The sequence below is a fragment of the Plectonema radiosum NIES-515 genome, from assembly GCF_025753815.1.
Taxonomy (GTDB): Bacteria; Cyanobacteriota; Cyanobacteriia; order Cyanobacteriales; family Nostocaceae; genus Hassallia; species Hassallia radiosum_A.
In genome coordinates, this window is the sequence record NZ_JAOWRF010000064.1 from 12,874 (window position 1) to 28,737 (window position 15,864).

General features: G+C 42.5%; 10 protein-coding genes. 4 read left to right on the plus strand and 6 right to left on the minus strand.

Annotated elements, in window-relative coordinates; translation table 11 throughout:
* Positions 1–226: 226 nt before the first annotated feature.
* On the minus strand, positions 227–2,077 hold the full coding sequence (locus tag OGM63_RS03825) for a ShlB/FhaC/HecB family hemolysin secretion/activation protein (RefSeq protein ID WP_263744181.1): 1,851 nt from the start codon (positions 2,075–2,077) through the stop codon (positions 227–229).
* 388 nt (positions 2,078–2,465) lie between these two features.
* Here OGM63_RS03825 and OGM63_RS03830 point away from each other — a divergent pair, with 388 nt between their 5' ends.
* Positions 2,466–4,613, plus strand: a complete 2,148-nt coding sequence (locus tag OGM63_RS03830) for a serine/threonine-protein kinase (RefSeq protein ID WP_263744182.1) — start codon at positions 2,466–2,468, stop codon at positions 4,611–4,613.
* A gap of 168 nt (positions 4,614–4,781) precedes the next feature.
* On the opposite strand, the gene OGM63_RS03835 is transcribed toward OGM63_RS03830, so the two are convergent.
* From OGM63_RS03835 to OGM63_RS03855, 5 genes are all read right to left on the minus strand, one after another.
* A complete protein-coding gene (locus tag OGM63_RS03835; protein ID WP_263744183.1) occupies positions 4,782–6,071 on the minus strand; it encodes a Glu/Leu/Phe/Val family dehydrogenase in 1,290 nt (429 codons plus the stop codon).
* Between the two features lie 293 nt (positions 6,072–6,364).
* Positions 6,365–7,828 (minus strand): folate/biopterin family MFS transporter, encoded by a 1,464-nt coding sequence (locus OGM63_RS03840; RefSeq protein ID WP_263744184.1) that lies wholly within the window; start codon positions 7,826–7,828, stop codon positions 6,365–6,367.
* A 115-nt stretch (positions 7,829–7,943) separates the two neighbouring features.
* Positions 7,944–9,146: a beta-ketoacyl-ACP synthase gene (locus OGM63_RS03845; protein ID WP_263744185.1), complete on the minus strand. Its 1,203-nt coding sequence runs from the start codon at positions 9,144–9,146 to the stop codon at positions 7,944–7,946.
* Between the two features lie 106 nt (positions 9,147–9,252).
* A complete protein-coding gene (locus OGM63_RS03850) occupies positions 9,253–10,047 on the minus strand; it encodes a peptidylprolyl isomerase (RefSeq protein ID WP_263744186.1) in 795 nt (264 codons plus the stop codon).
* A gap of 224 nt (positions 10,048–10,271) precedes the next feature.
* Positions 10,272–10,853, minus strand: a complete 582-nt coding sequence (locus OGM63_RS03855) for a photosystem I assembly protein Ycf4 (protein WP_263744217.1) — start codon at positions 10,851–10,853, stop codon at positions 10,272–10,274.
* 413 nt (positions 10,854–11,266) lie between these two features.
* On the opposite strand from OGM63_RS03855, the gene psbD reads away from it, so the two are divergent.
* From psbD to OGM63_RS03870, 3 genes are all read left to right on the plus strand, one after another.
* Positions 11,267–12,322, plus strand: coding sequence for a photosystem II reaction center subunit D2 (gene psbD, locus OGM63_RS03860; RefSeq protein ID WP_263744187.1), 1,056 nt, complete (start codon positions 11,267–11,269; stop codon positions 12,320–12,322).
* A gap of 718 nt (positions 12,323–13,040) precedes the next feature.
* Positions 13,041–15,029: an iron uptake porin gene (locus tag OGM63_RS03865; protein ID WP_263744188.1), complete on the plus strand. Its 1,989-nt coding sequence runs from the start codon at positions 13,041–13,043 to the stop codon at positions 15,027–15,029.
* Between the two features lie 320 nt (positions 15,030–15,349).
* On the plus strand, positions 15,350–15,790 hold the full coding sequence (locus OGM63_RS03870) for an RrF2 family transcriptional regulator (RefSeq protein WP_263744189.1): 441 nt from the start codon (positions 15,350–15,352) through the stop codon (positions 15,788–15,790).
* Positions 15,791–15,864: the final 74 nt, after the last annotated feature.

Consider the following 15,864-nt stretch of genomic DNA (forward strand, 5'->3'; position numbering starts at 1 on the left):
GTTCCACCGGAACGTCTCTACAATCGTGTGGAATGACGAAAAATCCTTGCTCCCCGGACCTCCTAGGGAAGGGGTTGGGGGTTAGGTTTGACCCCTCATTTGAACAAAAAACCCTCGTAAAGACGTGACCATGGAACGTCTCTACAATCGTGTGGAATTGGGATGCTCCGCGTTCCGACGGAACGTCTCTACCCCTAATTCGGATTTTCATATTATTTACCGACGCCTAAAAAGGACTGTAATTAACTGAAAAATACAAACCTTGCTCTTGCAAAGTGCGATCGCCTGAATTAACATCTATTAAGGGAAAACCATAATCAAGACGGGCATTAAGCTGATTAGCCATTTGAAGAAGCAAACCTACCCCCGTACCCACCAAAGTGTTCGGATCTGGGTTGCGATCGCCTGAACTATTCCAACCAATACCAAAATCGATAAAGGGCACTATTTGCAAAAGTCCGTTTACCTGATTTACCCGCAGAATTGGTAATCTAAATTCCGCTGAAGCAAAAAAGCCATTATCAACCAAAAACTGATCCTGACGATAACCCCGGACGCTTTGCAAACCTCCAATGCTAAATTGCTCTAAAGGTACAAGGGATCTCGTTGCAAACTGTGCGTCAGAACGAAATACAAACAAGGTGTCCGGTGCTAAAAGTCGCACATACTGTCCTTGTCCCCTCCAAGAGAAATACCGACTATCAGGAGGTTGGCTGTTGACAGTCGCATCAAACAACCCTACCCCAAGATTAAATTGAGAACGAAAAGCTAAAACTTGTTGGGGACTGCGTTGTGTATATTCCTGAAAAAACCGCAACACTGATAAGCGGGTTGCCCCATTATCATCAGCTCCTGCAGAAAGCTGAAAATTTTGTCCTAAAAGTTGGGTCTGGCTTTGCTCTCGAGATAAAGTTAGACCTAGTGCTAATTCTTCGGTAGCAGTTTCAATTATCGGCTGGCGGTAACTCAAATCTACATAAAAATAGTCACCTACGATATTAATGCGATCGAAAGGTGGTTCAATGACGTTAGTATCTGCAAATCCCCCAGATAAAGTCAGTGTACCATTGCGAGGATTGAGCGGTACTGAGTAACTCAAATCCAAGGTGTTGCTGCCATCGGTATTAGTATATTGTGCCGTTGCGCGATCGCCAAACCCAAATAAATTGTTTTCGTTGATCCGCACACCCCGGCGAAAACTACCTACACTAGGAACACGACCATTATCAACAAAAAATTCTGTTCTAAACGAGTCTGCTTCTACTACCTTGACTTCCAGTAAACTCTGTTCCGGACGCGATCCTACAGACAGTTCAACCGAAATATTTTTAATCAAGGGGTTAGTTTGCAATACTTGCAGCGCTTTCAACAAGCGAGTTCGATTCAAAGGTTTGGAGACACCAAGTCTAATCCGACTGCGGATGTATTCTGAGTTCAACCGTCGATTACCAGTTACCTTAATGTCTTCTATTCCACCTTCAACAATCTCAACTTTGACAACTGCACCCTCTCTTGAAAAAACTTGGTCAGCTGGAATAAAAGCACCAGAATTGATGTACCCAGCATCAGTGTAAAACTTTGTGATTTCAGCTTCAACTTGTAACAATCTCGCAAAGCTAATCGGTGTATTGGTAAAATCTTTTGTAATCTTTCTTAACTTTTCATCATTAAATGCTGTGTTACCTTCAAACTCAAACTTCTTAACTGTGATACTTCCAGGAATCTCTGGACGTGGTGCAGATGAAGGAGGTTTTGTTGGGGTTTCATCCAGAGGAGTTTCTGGTAATGGCTGGGGAGTCGGGATTGGCTGTGGAGGTGGTGGTATCGGTCGAACAGGATTGGGATCTGGCTGTGGAGGTGGTGGTATCGCTCGAACAGGATTGGGAACTTGAGATAGAATAATAGGCGATGCTGTAGTGTTATAAGCAGGAGTAAAAAATTCGTGAAAAGGTATTTCAGCCTGAAGAAGTTCATTACAGCTGCTTTCAGCTAACGCTTTATGAGCAGAGAACGTGATTAACGCCTGCACGATTAACAAAGCAGTTAGATTGTTTAAGCCTCTGTTATTATTGCCCATAATCATAGTATTATGTACTCCTCAGCAAAAGTTTTGTGATTTTAGGCGCTGTATAAAAATGAACTGACTATGATTAATTTTAATTAAAGTTTATTTACCACATATTGTTATTTCTAGTCACTATAATCATAATAAAAATTAACTCATCGCTTAGAGTAAAAACGTAGAAGTGTGTTTGATTATCTGTAAGCTCAAACTAAAAATTAATTGTTAAGCTGAAAATAATATATAGTCGTCACTTAACATAAATTTAAATTCGGGTTATATAAATAAATTGATTTCTATGTACTTTAAGCAGATGAAGAGCATAAAAATATACAAGTGATTGCGATGGAAATGCTTAGTTAAACAACATCGCTTGAGTATAAAAAACGCGCGTTAACTAAAAATGGCGAAACAGAAGGAAATATTACTAGTTGGACGCTACAAGATTATAAAAGAATTAGCAAGAGGGGGCTTTGGTATAACCTCTCTTGCTGAAGATACCATGTCGTCTAACTGTCCTTGTGTAGTTAAACAACTGTACCCGCAAAACTCGGATATTATTGAAACAGCAAAACTATTATTTAAAAGAGAAGTTGCTATTTTAAAATATTTGCAACAAAAGCAACAAATACCAAAATATTTTAATTACTTTGAAGACGAACAAAATGGACAAACACATTATTACTTAGTTCAAGAATATATCGATGGGGAACCTCTGCAAAATCTAATTTTTCAGCAATGGACACAGCCAAGAGTTATTAATTTTCTCCGAGAGATTCTCTCTATTTTAAAATATTTGCATCAAATAAATGTTATTCATCGTGATATCAAACCCCCAAATGTGATGAGAAGGGAGCAAGACAAGAAGTTTGTCTTAATTGACTTTGGTGCTGTCAAACAATTAGATATTAACTACTCATCTCCTCACGAACAGCATACCCAGACAATGATTGGAACTAGTGGATATGCTCCTCCAGAACAAATGGCAGGAAGACCAGGTTTTTACAGTGATATATACGGTTTGGGTATTACGGCAATCCAGCTTTTAACTAAAATACCACCCAAAAATTTAAAACGGGATGAAAAAGACAACATTATCTGGGCTAATGGGCTTGATATAGATAAATCTTTCTCTGCCATTTTAACAAAAATGGTCTACCATAATACTGAACATCGTTATCAGTCTGTAGAAGATGTTCTCAATGATTTGAGTGACTTGACAGCAATCAACGAAGAGGATTTTATCCGTAGTTTATACCAAGGTTCTAATGTAAATACAATTAATCCTTTCAAAATACCGGAATTTCCAACTATCAGTCAAAGTGCTAATAATTTCAATACTAAACAACCACCAACATCAACATATAATAATAAGACAACACTAACTAGTTTGTCAGAGTCGAAATTGTGGAAAATTACAATTGTACTGACAGCATTAGGCGCGATCGCATTATTGATAGAATTTATTCATCCATTTATTAGACCTATATATTATTCTTATCAAGGTAATCGTTTACTTGATATACGTCAACCAGAGAAAGCTCTTGAACAATTTCAAAACCTGATAGCAATTAATCCCAACTCTGCCACAGCTTGGAAAGGAAGAGGTGATGCTTATTTAAGTGTAGGTCGCGATTTACAAGCTTTAGAATCTTATAATAAGTCGCTATTTTTTGAACCTAAGGATCCAAAAACCTTAAATAATAAAGGGAAAGTGCTATATAAGTTACGTAAATATAAAGAAGCTTTAGAAATACATGAAAAGGTACTTGAAATTAACCCTAATAATCCGGAAGCTTGGAGTGGCAAAGGTTTAGCCTATATTGGCTTGAATAAGTACAAAGAAGCAAACGATTCCCTTGAAAAACTCAAGCAAATCAATCTTGGTGAACCAAGTGTTTGGCAGCAAATAGGTTTGGTTACAGAACTTTTGCAAGGACCACAAGCTGCAAAGACATCCTATGAAGAAGCAGTGTTATCTTACGACGATCTTCTCAGAACAAAGCCAAGCGATGTAGTTGCTTTGACAGACAGAGGATCTGTCTTACTAAAATTAAACCGTCTTCCAGAAGCGCTTGATTCTTTTGAAAAGGCTCTAAAAATTGACAATAATTTTTATGAAGCTTTACTTGGTAAAGGTAATGCGCTGGGTGGTTTAGGAAAACCTCAAGAAGCACTTTTCGCTTTTAATCGAGCTAGTGAAATTCGTCCGCTAGATTATCAAGTATGGTTTACGCGAGGAAGTTTGCTGGCACAATATATGAAAGACTATAACGAAGCTTTAAAATCCTTTGAAAAAGCAATTGAACGCAGATATGACTCATATGATGCTTGGGTGAACAAAGGAACGGTGCTGTTAGAGCTAAACCGTTACGATGAGGCTTTGGTTGCTTTTGATAAAGCCAAAGACCTTCAACCGAAAGATCGTTATGTCTGGGCTAACCGAGGATATGCCTTACAGAAATTGGGAAGAACTCAAGAAGCACGCAATTCTTATAACAAAGCTGTTGAACTTGGACTCCCTCGTGAAGAGTTAAACATGAGCAAATAATAAAACATTATATCATGTCTGCTTAATTACTTGCAATAGACATCTCCGGAGTCATACGTAGAGACGTAGCAATGCTACGTCTCTTGGGGTTCGGGCAACGCATAATTAATTTATGGAGACGTCTAATGTAAAGACGTTCCACTGGAACGTCTCTACAATAGGTTGAATTTAAGGATAAAGTCCCCTGTCACTGAGCGCTTGCGCTACACGACCAACCCCCAAGGTGTAAGCTGCTAACCTGAGAGGAATTTGTCGCACCTTGGATTGTTGAATCACTCTTACGTAAGCTTGCACCATCAACTGTTCCATTTCCCGGTTCACACGTTCCTCATCCCAAAATAGGTAAGAAAGACCTTGTACCCACTCCAAATAACTCACCACAACACCGCCCGCATTCGCTAAAATATCCGGTAAGACGGTTACTCCCCGCGCTTCTAGCAATCGATCCGCTTCAAGCGTCACAGGACCATTAGCCGCTTCTGCAACAATCTCCGCTTGGATTTGATTGACATTTTTTTCAGTAATTTGATTTTCCAAAGCCGCTGGGATTAACACCTCACAAGGTAAAGTTAGTAACTCATCATTGCTAATTGGTGATGCTTGGGGGAAACCAACAAGACTTTTACCGTTCTTAGCAGCATAAGCTATCATTGCAGGGATATCAAGACCAGTTTGGGAAAAAACTCCTCCTGAACCTGTGGAAACGGCGATAACTTTCGCTCCCGCTTCGTGTAGCAATAAAGCTGCTGCACTACCTACGTTACCAAAACCTTGAATTACTATCCGCGCATTGGTTAGGGATTTCGAGCGATCGCCTAACGCCTCACGTACTACAATCATGACACCGCGTCCGGTTGCCATTTCCCGTCCCAGCGAACCACCAATCGAAAGCGGTTTACCAGTCACAACTCCAGGCACAGCATGACCAACATTTACAGAGTAGGTATCCATCATCCAAGCCATCTCACGGGCTGAAGTACCCATGTCTGGTGCAGGTATATCTACACTCGGACCGATATCTTTAATTAACTCGCTCATGTAACGTCGGGTAATTCGTTCTAATTCACCGACGCTGTAGCGTTTTGGATCTATTGCAATACCTCCCTTAGCACCACCGTAGGGAATACCTAGCAACGCACATTTCCAGGTCATTAACATTGCCAGTGCTGACACCTCCCGCAATGTTACCGCCGGATGGTAGCGAATGCCACCTTTATAAGGTCCCAAAATATCGCAGTGCTGCACCCGATGTCCAGCTAAAACTTGCACTTCACCATTATCCCGTTTTACAGGAATGGAAACTGTGACTATCTTACGTGGGTGGCTAAGTATTTCCAACAGACCTGGATCTAAATTTAATTCTTTCGCTGCTGCCTCTAAATAACTACAGGCTTGGTCAAATGGGCAAATGTGCCCAGGTGTTGCACTTGAGTGCGATCTGAGGGGTGTTGAAACCATAAAATCTTCTCCTAATCGCGGTATCTACGCGAACCGGATATATATGATATGGCTAGCTTATCCTTTTTTTTCTCAAAAATCTATATTTTGTAACTTTAGTTACAGTTTTTTGAGATAATTTAGAATAGCGCAGTAAATGTAGAAACGTCATATCATTTCACGAAAACTTTGATACAAATGAATTTTGTAGAGACGCGATCGAATGAAATTTCTACATGAATAGACACAGAGAAGGAAAACATGTAGAGACCTAGCACGGAGCTAGGTCTCTAGGGGTTTCAGATAACGCATAATTAGTTTCCACTTTCTATGTCTAATGTTTTGACTATTTCGCTTTGGGAGTCAGCAGCCTGCAACCAGCTGAGGAATGGCAATGGCAAAAGGTTACTAAGATTAGCAATGACTATTAGCAGCCACATAGCATCGAAGTTTGTCTCGGTAATGCCTAGCTGATGCATCAGTATTGCCCCTAATTCGTGGGAAAGCAGTCCGGCTAAGTTTGTGATCGACATCAAGACGGCAAACAATGTCGCTTCCACTCCTGGGGGACACAGCCTCGCTGCTAGCACCAATACTGGCATATAAGCAATTTGCCCCATCACTTTGATGATGAGATTATCACCGATACTAAACCAGTGGTCATCTATACCCAAAGCCCGATTTGTGTGAGTTACCAGCAGCAGCATTGTCATTCCCAAAACTGTGGAAATAACGGTACTCCAACCAAAGATGATGCGAAACGGAACGCTTTTCAGGAAACGCTGAAAAATCCAGATACCAATTAGTGAAGCAATACTTGTCACCAAACGCACTCGTCCTAAAAATTCTGGTTGAAAGTGTAGTTCGTTGGTAGTGAAAAAGAAAAAGGCTGAATCAGCGTTTGGCATTGCTAGCAAGATGAAGAGAAAAGCTGTTGGTAGCCAAATCGCTTTTTGAGAAACGGCTTTGCGTAATTGCTTTAATTGATGCTTGATTGTTGGGGAGTTGCTGCTATTGTTATCTTCCTTGGTGAGGCAGTCGTCGTCTTGGACGGCAGCTTTCACCTGGGAGCTTTCCCCAGAAACCTGCTTTCGCTTTGGGTCGATGGGGAACTGCCTCTCTCCTTGGGTTTTATTTACGGGTGTTTCTGCAATCAACCAAGCTACCCCGGAAACGATGAGGGGAAATGAGGCTGTAATCAAAAATATATGGCGGGTAGTGAAATGCTCTAAAAGCATTCCGCTAAAGTAAGCTGTGATCAAGCCGCCTAAGGCTACAGTACCCCAGGTAAGGGATTGTAGGGAACCTGCTGCTGCTTGAGATTCTCCTCTAGCGCGTTCGACAACCAGTGAGTCAACTATGACATCACTGACGGCGCTAGATAAAGAAGTAAGAGCGATCGCTAATGTAGCTGCCCAGGTCGTGTGAACAATTGTTGCGAGGCTGACCCAAGAAATTGTTCCGAGTATCCCCGATAAAATCAAGTATGGACGCCGTCGATAGCCAAAAATTGGCAACCCATCGGAAATAAAGCCAAATACGGGTTTGATAACCCAAGGTAACATGACAATGCCCATTAATGCTGCAACCTGAGCGGGACTCAGGAACAGTTCATCTTTGAGGAAAAAGCTGATGGCTAAACGTGCCAAGCCTAAGATTCCTTCGACTAAGTAAACAGTAAGAATGGCAAGTAATTCGACAGAGGGTTTGTTGCCAAAGAAAATTTTTTCTGTTACTGAGTCTTTTACCTTGGACAAGCCAGAGGAGGAAATCAGCATTTGGTAAATAAATTTTAACTTTTATGGACTTTTATTATGATATCGATTTTCCTAAAAGCGCAATCCCTTGTTCTGCTGCTTTTGGGATCAAAAAAGGCTGTTCGATAAAAATGCATCACCGGAGTATGGCGATCGCCGCATTCTGTCCCCCAAACCCAAAACTCAAACATAACACCCGCCGAATTTCAGCTTCACGCGCTGTCGTGACGAAATCTAAATCAAACTCAGCCTCTTTCAATCCTACACAAGGCGGTAAAATTTGATTTTTTAATGCCAAAAGTGAAAAAGCCACACCCAAGGCTCCCGATGCTCCTAAAGTATGACCTGTAGCGCCTTTACTAGAACTAACTGCCACCTTTTGAGGAAATAACCGCTGTATGACCATACCTTCTATCTGGTCATTCATCTGAGTACCTGTACCGTGAGCATGAATGTAATCAATATCTGAGAAGGTCAAGTGACTGCGTTCTAAACATTGCTTTACACAAGCGATCGCACTTCTACCTTCAGGCTCAGGTTTATTAGCATGATATGCATCGTTTGTCAAGCCAAAACCGAGAATTTGACCATATATTTTTGCTTGACGCTGTTTTGCTAACTCTGTTGATTCCAAGACAAACACAGCGGCACCTTCACCTAAAACTAAGCCTTCACGGTGTTTATCAAACGGATAAGCTCCAGTTTTCGCGCTTGCACCCATTTGCTGAAACCCAGTTATTGTTAGTGGTGTAATCGGTGCTTCGACGGAGCCGGCAATTACTCGCTGACATTGCCCACTTTGGATGAGTAAAACTGCTTGAGCGATCGCCCAAATTCCTGTAGCACAGGCAGCCATCGGCGCTAAAACGATCCCTGTTGCACCGATTTGTCGCGCTGCGGCGATCGCATTCATATGCGGCAAAGTATCCAACCAAGAAAGAGGAGGGGGGGAGGGGAGGAGGGGGGGATGAGGCAGAAATTTGTCCTCCTTGTCCTCCTTGTCTCCCTTGTCCCCCTTGTCTGTTTGTCTCCCCCTCTCCCTTGCTATCTCTTCCCACGAAGCTTGATGACTGCGACTTGAGCCGATGACAACCCCACAATCAAACAAAGGTGGAACTAAAAGAGCATCTTTCAAAGCTGAATCAACAACCATCTTCGTTAGGGTTCTTAACTCGACTGGTTGCTTACCAATCAAACCTAGAGGACGTGGTTCTAAATCTGGAAATGGTTGATGTAATTTAATTCCAGATTTACCAGCAATTAACTGCTGCCAACTATCCTCTAAGCTTTTACCCAAAGCGGAAACAAGACCAATACCAGTGACAACAACTTCAACCAATTTTGGGGAGTAGGGAGTAGGGAGTAGGGAGTAGGGAGTAGGGAGTGGTTAGTTGTACTTTTTTATAACGCTCCAATTAACCACCAACAACTAACAATCCCAGTCTTTACTTCCCGCCATTTTTCAAGTTTTCTGCACCTTGGGTGACTTTGGCTTCTTCAATGCGATCGCCTTGCTGAATTTTGTTAACTACATCCATTCCTTGGGTGACATTGCCAAATACGGCGTAGCTACCATCTAGAAAGGCGAGATCGGCAAGTGCAAAATAAAACTGGGAGGAAGCAGAGTCTGGTTGTTGCGATCGCGCCATTGCGACTGCACCAAGTTTATGTGTCAAAACAGGCGTTTCAGTAATCGTCTTGCTGTATACAGGCTCTTGGGCACCTTTTGGCTTAATTTCTAAAGGTATAGAGCGCTCAGTTCCAGTTTTTGGGTCAACAAAACCACCTGTTCCCAAAAGTTGTGCTGGTGTCTTCGGGTCTTTACTTTTAGGATCGCCTCCTTGAGCCACAAACGGTTGCGGTTGGCGCACTACTCTATGGAAAGATAACCCATCATAAACACCCCGTTGCACCAAATCGATAAAGTTACCAGCGGTAATTGGGGCGTTTGTGCCGTCTACTTCGATAGTAATCGGCGAACCTTTTACGGTCATCACCACAGTAGCCTTACCTTCGAGTTTTGGTAAATCTTTCATTCCGGGGATACTCTCACTATTTGTACTTTGAGATACAGAACTTGCCTCTGTAGTCGTCTTGGTGCTTGCTTCTGTAGCTGCTGAGGTCGCTGTGGAGGATGGGGAAGCGTTATTAGAAGCAGCCTGCTGCCCTGAACATCCCCCCAACATCAATCCACCGACAATCACTAGAGCAAGTAAAAACTGTGGAATTTTTAAGCGCATTGTTACTTACAAAAATTTTCGGATAGTTTTCCATTCCAATTTTTCGGTCATGTGGAATGAAAGACTACACACATACTAAGCATACCCGTCAAAATGCGATCTTAAACCACCAGTGCAGCGAGGCACATCATATTTCATAAGTAGTGAGCGCTTCAGCGCTCAAAATGGCACTCAAAGTGCCGACTACAAACAAAATACTCAATAAAACTCTGTCAAACACAGCTTTAAAGTCCTTCTAGTGGAACTTGCAAAAAGCGGGCTAATTCCGCACCTTTAACTTCTAACTCTGTTAGCGATAATGGTTGACCTACCCGTGTTAAGGGAATATCTCGGCGACCTTTAGCTCGCAGGTAAAGAGCGCGACGTGGATTTAGACCCTCTTTGAGATCGACTCGCACAGATTGCACATCTTGTGTTGCAAAGTCAACATGAATGCGACGGTTTTTGCCAGGAAATCCCCAGCGAAAAATTTTAATTTTGCCAGTTTCCCGATCAAACTCGTTGTATCCGCCTCCTACATCCCATAAAATTACTAACCACAGGTATAAGGCTAAAAGAAAGCCAGCAATGGAATATAACCCCATCACCAATCCTTGAGGGACAAATACCAGTTGAGTTGGATCGCTAACTATGAGTAAATTGACTTTGAGGTAACTGGATATCGCTGCCAGCAAAAAGCCTGTGGACCCTAAGGTCACGATAGTTGCCCACAATAAGTTGCTGAAGCGACGAGAACCGAGAACTTTTTGATGCAAAACGTTTGTCGCGGAGCGATCGCCTTTGTTAATGGTTGTTGATGCCGTCATTGAACTGCCTACTTCCGGTAATATCTTCCCTAAAAAAAGTCTGCCATCCCAAGAGGATGTATTGCAAGCAAGTTTTCCGACTCTTTGTTTGAAGATTTCTGAGAAAACCTGTGTCAAATTGTAAAAATTCTGATATTGATATTAATTAAGAGCTTCGTGTTTGATACCTGATTTACTAAGGTGGATCGACGCAAACTCGGCAAGATGTGATAAGTTAAGAATCATTAAGTTACCACAAGCTAAATATAGCAGTAAGTGGTGATTATGAAGGCACAGCTGAGAAATGGCGGTGATTAATTCGCTAGATTCTCAGAATCTCAGCAGCATGTAAGCTAGTGAGAGTGTCAAAAAAACGTTAATTCCTCAAAACGTCAAAAACGTCGCAATTTTAGTAAAAAAGAGGATTTCCTGTAATGACCATCGCAGTAGGACGCGCCCCCAGTAGAGGGTGGTTTGACGTACTAGACGACTGGTTGAAGCGCGATCGCTTTGTATTCGTAGGTTGGTCAGGGATATTATTATTCCCTTGCGCCTTCCTGGCACTAGGCGGTTGGCTAACCGGTACAACATTCGTCACTTCTTGGTACACCCACGGATTAGCCTCATCATACCTGGAAGGCTGTAACTTCTTGACAGTAGCAGTATCAACCCCAGCAAATAGCTTGGGACACTCGTTATTGTTACTGTGGGGACCAGAAGCACAAGGCGACTTCACCCGTTGGTTTCAATTGGGTGGATTGTGGGCATTTGTGGCTTTACACGGAGCCTTTGCTTTGATTGGCTTCATGTTGCGGCAATTTGAAATCGCTCGTTTAGTAGGGATTCGTCCTTACAATGCGATCGCATTTTCTGCCCCGATAGCCGTATTTGTCAGCGTATTTTTGATGTACCCCTTGGGACAATCAAGTTGGTTTTTTGCTCCTAGCTTCGGCGTAGCGGCAATTTTCCGGTTCATCTTGTTTATCCAAGGCTTCCACAACTTTACCCTCAACCCCTTCCACATGATGGGTGTAGCAGGTGTATTGGGTGGAGCATTACTTTGCGCGATTCACGGTGCAACAGTGGAAAATACTCTGTTTGAAGATGGCGACGGTGCAAACACCTTCCGCGCCTTCAACCCAACTCAATCAGAAGAAACCTACTCAATGGTGACAGCAAACCGATTCTGGTCACAGATATTCGGGATTGCTTTCTCCAACAAGCGTTGGCTGCACTTCTTCATGTTGTTTGTCCCAGTCACAGGCTTGTGGATGGCAGCAATTGGAATTGTCGGTTTGGCGCTGAACCTCCGGGCTTATGACTTCGTATCGCAAGAATTGCGTGCGGCAGAAGACCCAGAGTTTGAAACATTCTATACCAAAAACATTTTGCTGAACGAGGGTATCCGCGCTTGGATGGCTCCTCAAGATCAGCCTCACGAACAATTTGTATTCCCTGAAGAGGTACTACCGCGTGGTAACGCTCTCTAAGGATCAATGATGCATTATTAATCTGCATTTAGCATTCATCATTTATCCCCCGCCTTTTTTGGTGGGGGTTTTTTATTTATCGTCAATGTGTTATATTAATTGAAGGTGTAAAAACCCAGAGTGAAATGCTCTGCATTTTTGAAAATAAGACCACTTAGGCAACAAGGAGGTGATGCCCATGATAGAAAGTAGTATACGCATGGGTCATCAGGTTGCAGTTAGCCGGCTGTGTGCCGGGGCTGTTCTCTAAAAGTTAGCCTTAGCTCTGTTGAGAGACTAAGTTAGCTCAAGTAGCAAGGCTCGCTCGGAGTTCCTTCCGGCAGTCTGGTTGCAATCTGAAGACCCGCTAGACCGCCCTGAATTAGGTTATCTAATCTAATTCAGGGCGGATAGTTTTTTAAGGGTGTTTTTTAAGTTTTTTGAGAAATAATGAGAAATTTCTTATCGCCTGGGATGTGTGACAGTTTATGAGGCGATCGCTCCCACCTTGTCAGATGACTCAGAAGTTTTATAATACCAAAGTATAAGGGTATGTTTTTGCATTAAGTTAATCACATGAATTTTTATAGAAAATTAATCAGTTATTAGCTTGGCAAAAACTAGAATTGTAGTAGTGACAATTAAGCCTCATATAAAAGGTTTAAAAAGGATGTCGCATTTTCCGGAATAAGTGCAACAGACAAGGTTATCTATACAAGGTGTGAGGAAAAGAGGAAAGATGTCTAATTTATTGTGGAAATCCTTGGTGGTTAGTCCAGCGGTGTTAGGAGCAACGTTGTTAGTTTCAGCAACAGCGATCGCGGCTCCAAGTACAACCACCCAGAAGGCTATTCAGACAGAAGTATTACAAACTGAAAAACCAGAAATTCTTTCAACAGAAGCATTACAAGCCGACAAACTAGAAGTTCTACCAACAGTAGATAAACTAGAAGCTTCAAAAAATACTTCTAAAGGTATAGTATTCCCAACTGCCGCTACAGAAGTTGCCCAAAAGGCAGATGTAGCTCAAGTACAAAAGAGTACAATATTTTCAACATCTACCGCCACTACAGTTGGTAAAAAGCCACAAGTATTGGCTCAAGTACAACAAGTACAACAACAAACTCAAGTTAACACTTTAGATCAAGTTAACAAGTACAGCAACGAAGGCAAAAACGGTAATTCTCTAGCTCAAGTAACATCGGTTTCTCAGTTTTCCGACGTACAACCGACAGACTGGGCATTCCAAGCGTTGCAGTCCTTGGTTGAGCGCTATGGTTGTATCGCAGGTTATCCAAATGGAACCTATCGCGGCAACCGTGCATTAACCCGTTATGAATTTGCCGCTGGTTTAAATGCTTGTTTGGATCGCGTTAACGAATTGATTGCCACAGCAACAGCTGACTTGGTAACAAAAGAAGATTTGGCGACCTTACAGCGCTTGCAAGAAGAATTTTCCGCAGAACTGGCAACCCTACGCGGACGTGTAGATGCGTTAGAAGCTCGGTCTGCTGAACTAGAGTCAAATCAATTCTCTACTACCACCAAGTTGGTAGGTGAAGCTATCTTCGCCCTCAGTGATGTATTTGGCGATCAAGCTGGCAGCAGAAACAACACTGTATTCCAAGAGCGTGTCCGCTTAGATTTGCAAACCAGCTTCACAGGTAAAGACGTTTTACATACCCGTTTGGCTACTGGTAATGCCGGAAGATTTAACTTAGGTACTGGTGGTATAGATACGAATAGAAACGGAAGGATAGATAACCAAGAGCTTAGTGCCGAAGGTTTTCAAACCTTTAACCTCTCAGGGAATGCTGCCAATAATAATGGTATCGTCCTCGACTGGTTAGCCTATTATGTCCCTGTGGGACCTGCGAGACTTTACGTCTCAGCTACCGGTGGTATTCATAGCGATTATGCTGCTACTGTCAATCCTTACTTTGAGGACTATGACGGGGGTAATGGGGCTTTAACTACATTCGCTTCCGAAAACCCCATCTTCCGGATTGGTGGTGGTGCAGGTGCAGCGCTTAACTTTAACTTTGGTAAAAGTGGTGGTCTGCTCAAACCAAGTGGATTAACTATAGGTTATTTAGGTTCTGAACCAAATAATCCTAGCAACGGTTCAGGTATATTCGAGGGCAACTATGCTGCTCTAGGACAGGTTAATTTTAACTTGGGCGAGCGCGTGGCATTAGCTGCAACCTACGTTCACGGCTACCACGGGGCTGGTAGTGCTTTATTTGATGCAGGTGGATTCCAAGACCAAAGCCTTGGTGTAGTAGGTACTCAACAAGCCAACACTTTAGGTGTTAATCGTGTAACAGGTCAACAAAGCGCATCTTCTAGTAACTCATACGGTCTGTCAGCAGCCATTAGACCTAGCGACAAACTGTCTATCAGTGGCTTTGTCTCTTACCACGAGGTTACAGGCTTTGGTCAAAATGATAATTTTGAAGCTTGGAGCTACGGAGCTGGTCTAGCTTTACCTGACTTTGGTAAGAAGGGCAACGTTTTGGGTATCTTCGGTGGTGCAGAACCTTATGCCTTAGGTCAGAGTGGTCGTAATTCCAGAGATATTCCTTATCACGTTGAAGGTTTCTACAAGTATCGCGTGTCTGATAATGTCTCCATCACCCCTGGTGTGATTTGGCTGACCTCTCCTGGTCAAAATAGCAACAATAGTGATGCCTTTATTGGTACGCTCAGAACAACGTTCACTTTCTAGAACATTGACAATCTGACTACAATTTAAAACCCTATTACTCCCCGCCCTCAAGCGGGGTTTTTTATTCGTAGTCGGCGCTTCAGCGCTGAAGCGCCGACTACAAAGTATCAAACCCTAGTGGAGAACCGGAGTATACTAGAAAAAGTTGGGAGTTATGAGTTATAAGTTCTGAATTATTAACTTATAACTTCTCAAGGGAGCAACGGTTTCTAAACAAGCTTTTTCATAGAGATCCTGGGGATCAAGACTTTCGGCAAAACTTTTCGGCTCCTCTTAAACTTCTAACTCCTAATTCCTAACTCTTAATTTACTTACAGCCTGTGGAACTATCGTGTAAATCAGAATACGGAATTCTTGCCTTATTAGAGTTGGCAACTCATTACCAAAGCGGTGAACCACTCCAAATTCGTACCATTGCGGCACAACAAAATATACCCGATCGCTATTTGGAACAACTGTTAGCAACTTTGAGACGTGGAGGTATAGTCAAAAGCCAACGCGGATCAAAAGGAGGCTATATCCTGTCGCGAGAACCTTGGAAAATAACACTTTTTGAGGTTATGGGATGTTTGGAAGGGTTAGATGTGAGGACGTGTGATCAAGATGTCCAACCCAAAACTACTGTAGACAATGGTGTTATAGAAGATATCTGGCTTGAAGCACGTCAAGCAGCAAATGCAGTTTTACAAAAATACACGCTTCAGGATCTCCGTGAAAAACGAGATGCGAGGCGGCAGTTAGATATAATGTACTACATTTAGTCAATGGTCAATAGTCAATAGGAAAAAACTTTTGACTGTTCACTCTCGACTAAATGCGAAAAAGACAAAGCGCA

Excerpts from the sequence above, each read along its gene's own strand:
- OGM63_RS03840 (WP_263744184.1), bottom strand. The coding sequence starts at position 7,828 with ATGCTGATTTCCTCCTCTGGCTTGTCCAAGGTAAAAGACTCAGTAACA.
- OGM63_RS03865 (WP_263744188.1), top strand. The coding sequence starts at position 13,041 with ATGTCTAATTTATTGTGGAAATCCTTGGTGGTTAGTCCAGCGGTGTTA.
- psbD (WP_263744187.1), top strand. The coding sequence starts at position 11,267 with ATGACCATCGCAGTAGGACGCGCCCCCAGTAGAGGGTGGTTTGACGTA.
- OGM63_RS03825 (WP_263744181.1), bottom strand. The coding sequence starts at position 2,077 with ATGGGCAATAATAACAGAGGCTTAAACAATCTAACTGCTTTGTTAATC.
- OGM63_RS03830 (WP_263744182.1), top strand. The coding sequence starts at position 2,466 with ATGGCGAAACAGAAGGAAATATTACTAGTTGGACGCTACAAGATTATA.
- OGM63_RS03855 (WP_263744217.1), bottom strand. The coding sequence starts at position 10,853 with ATGACGGCATCAACAACCATTAACAAAGGCGATCGCTCCGCGACAAAC.
- OGM63_RS03835 (WP_263744183.1), bottom strand. The coding sequence starts at position 6,071 with ATGGTTTCAACACCCCTCAGATCGCACTCAAGTGCAACACCTGGGCAC.
- OGM63_RS03850 (WP_263744186.1), bottom strand. The coding sequence starts at position 10,047 with ATGCGCTTAAAAATTCCACAGTTTTTACTTGCTCTAGTGATTGTCGGT.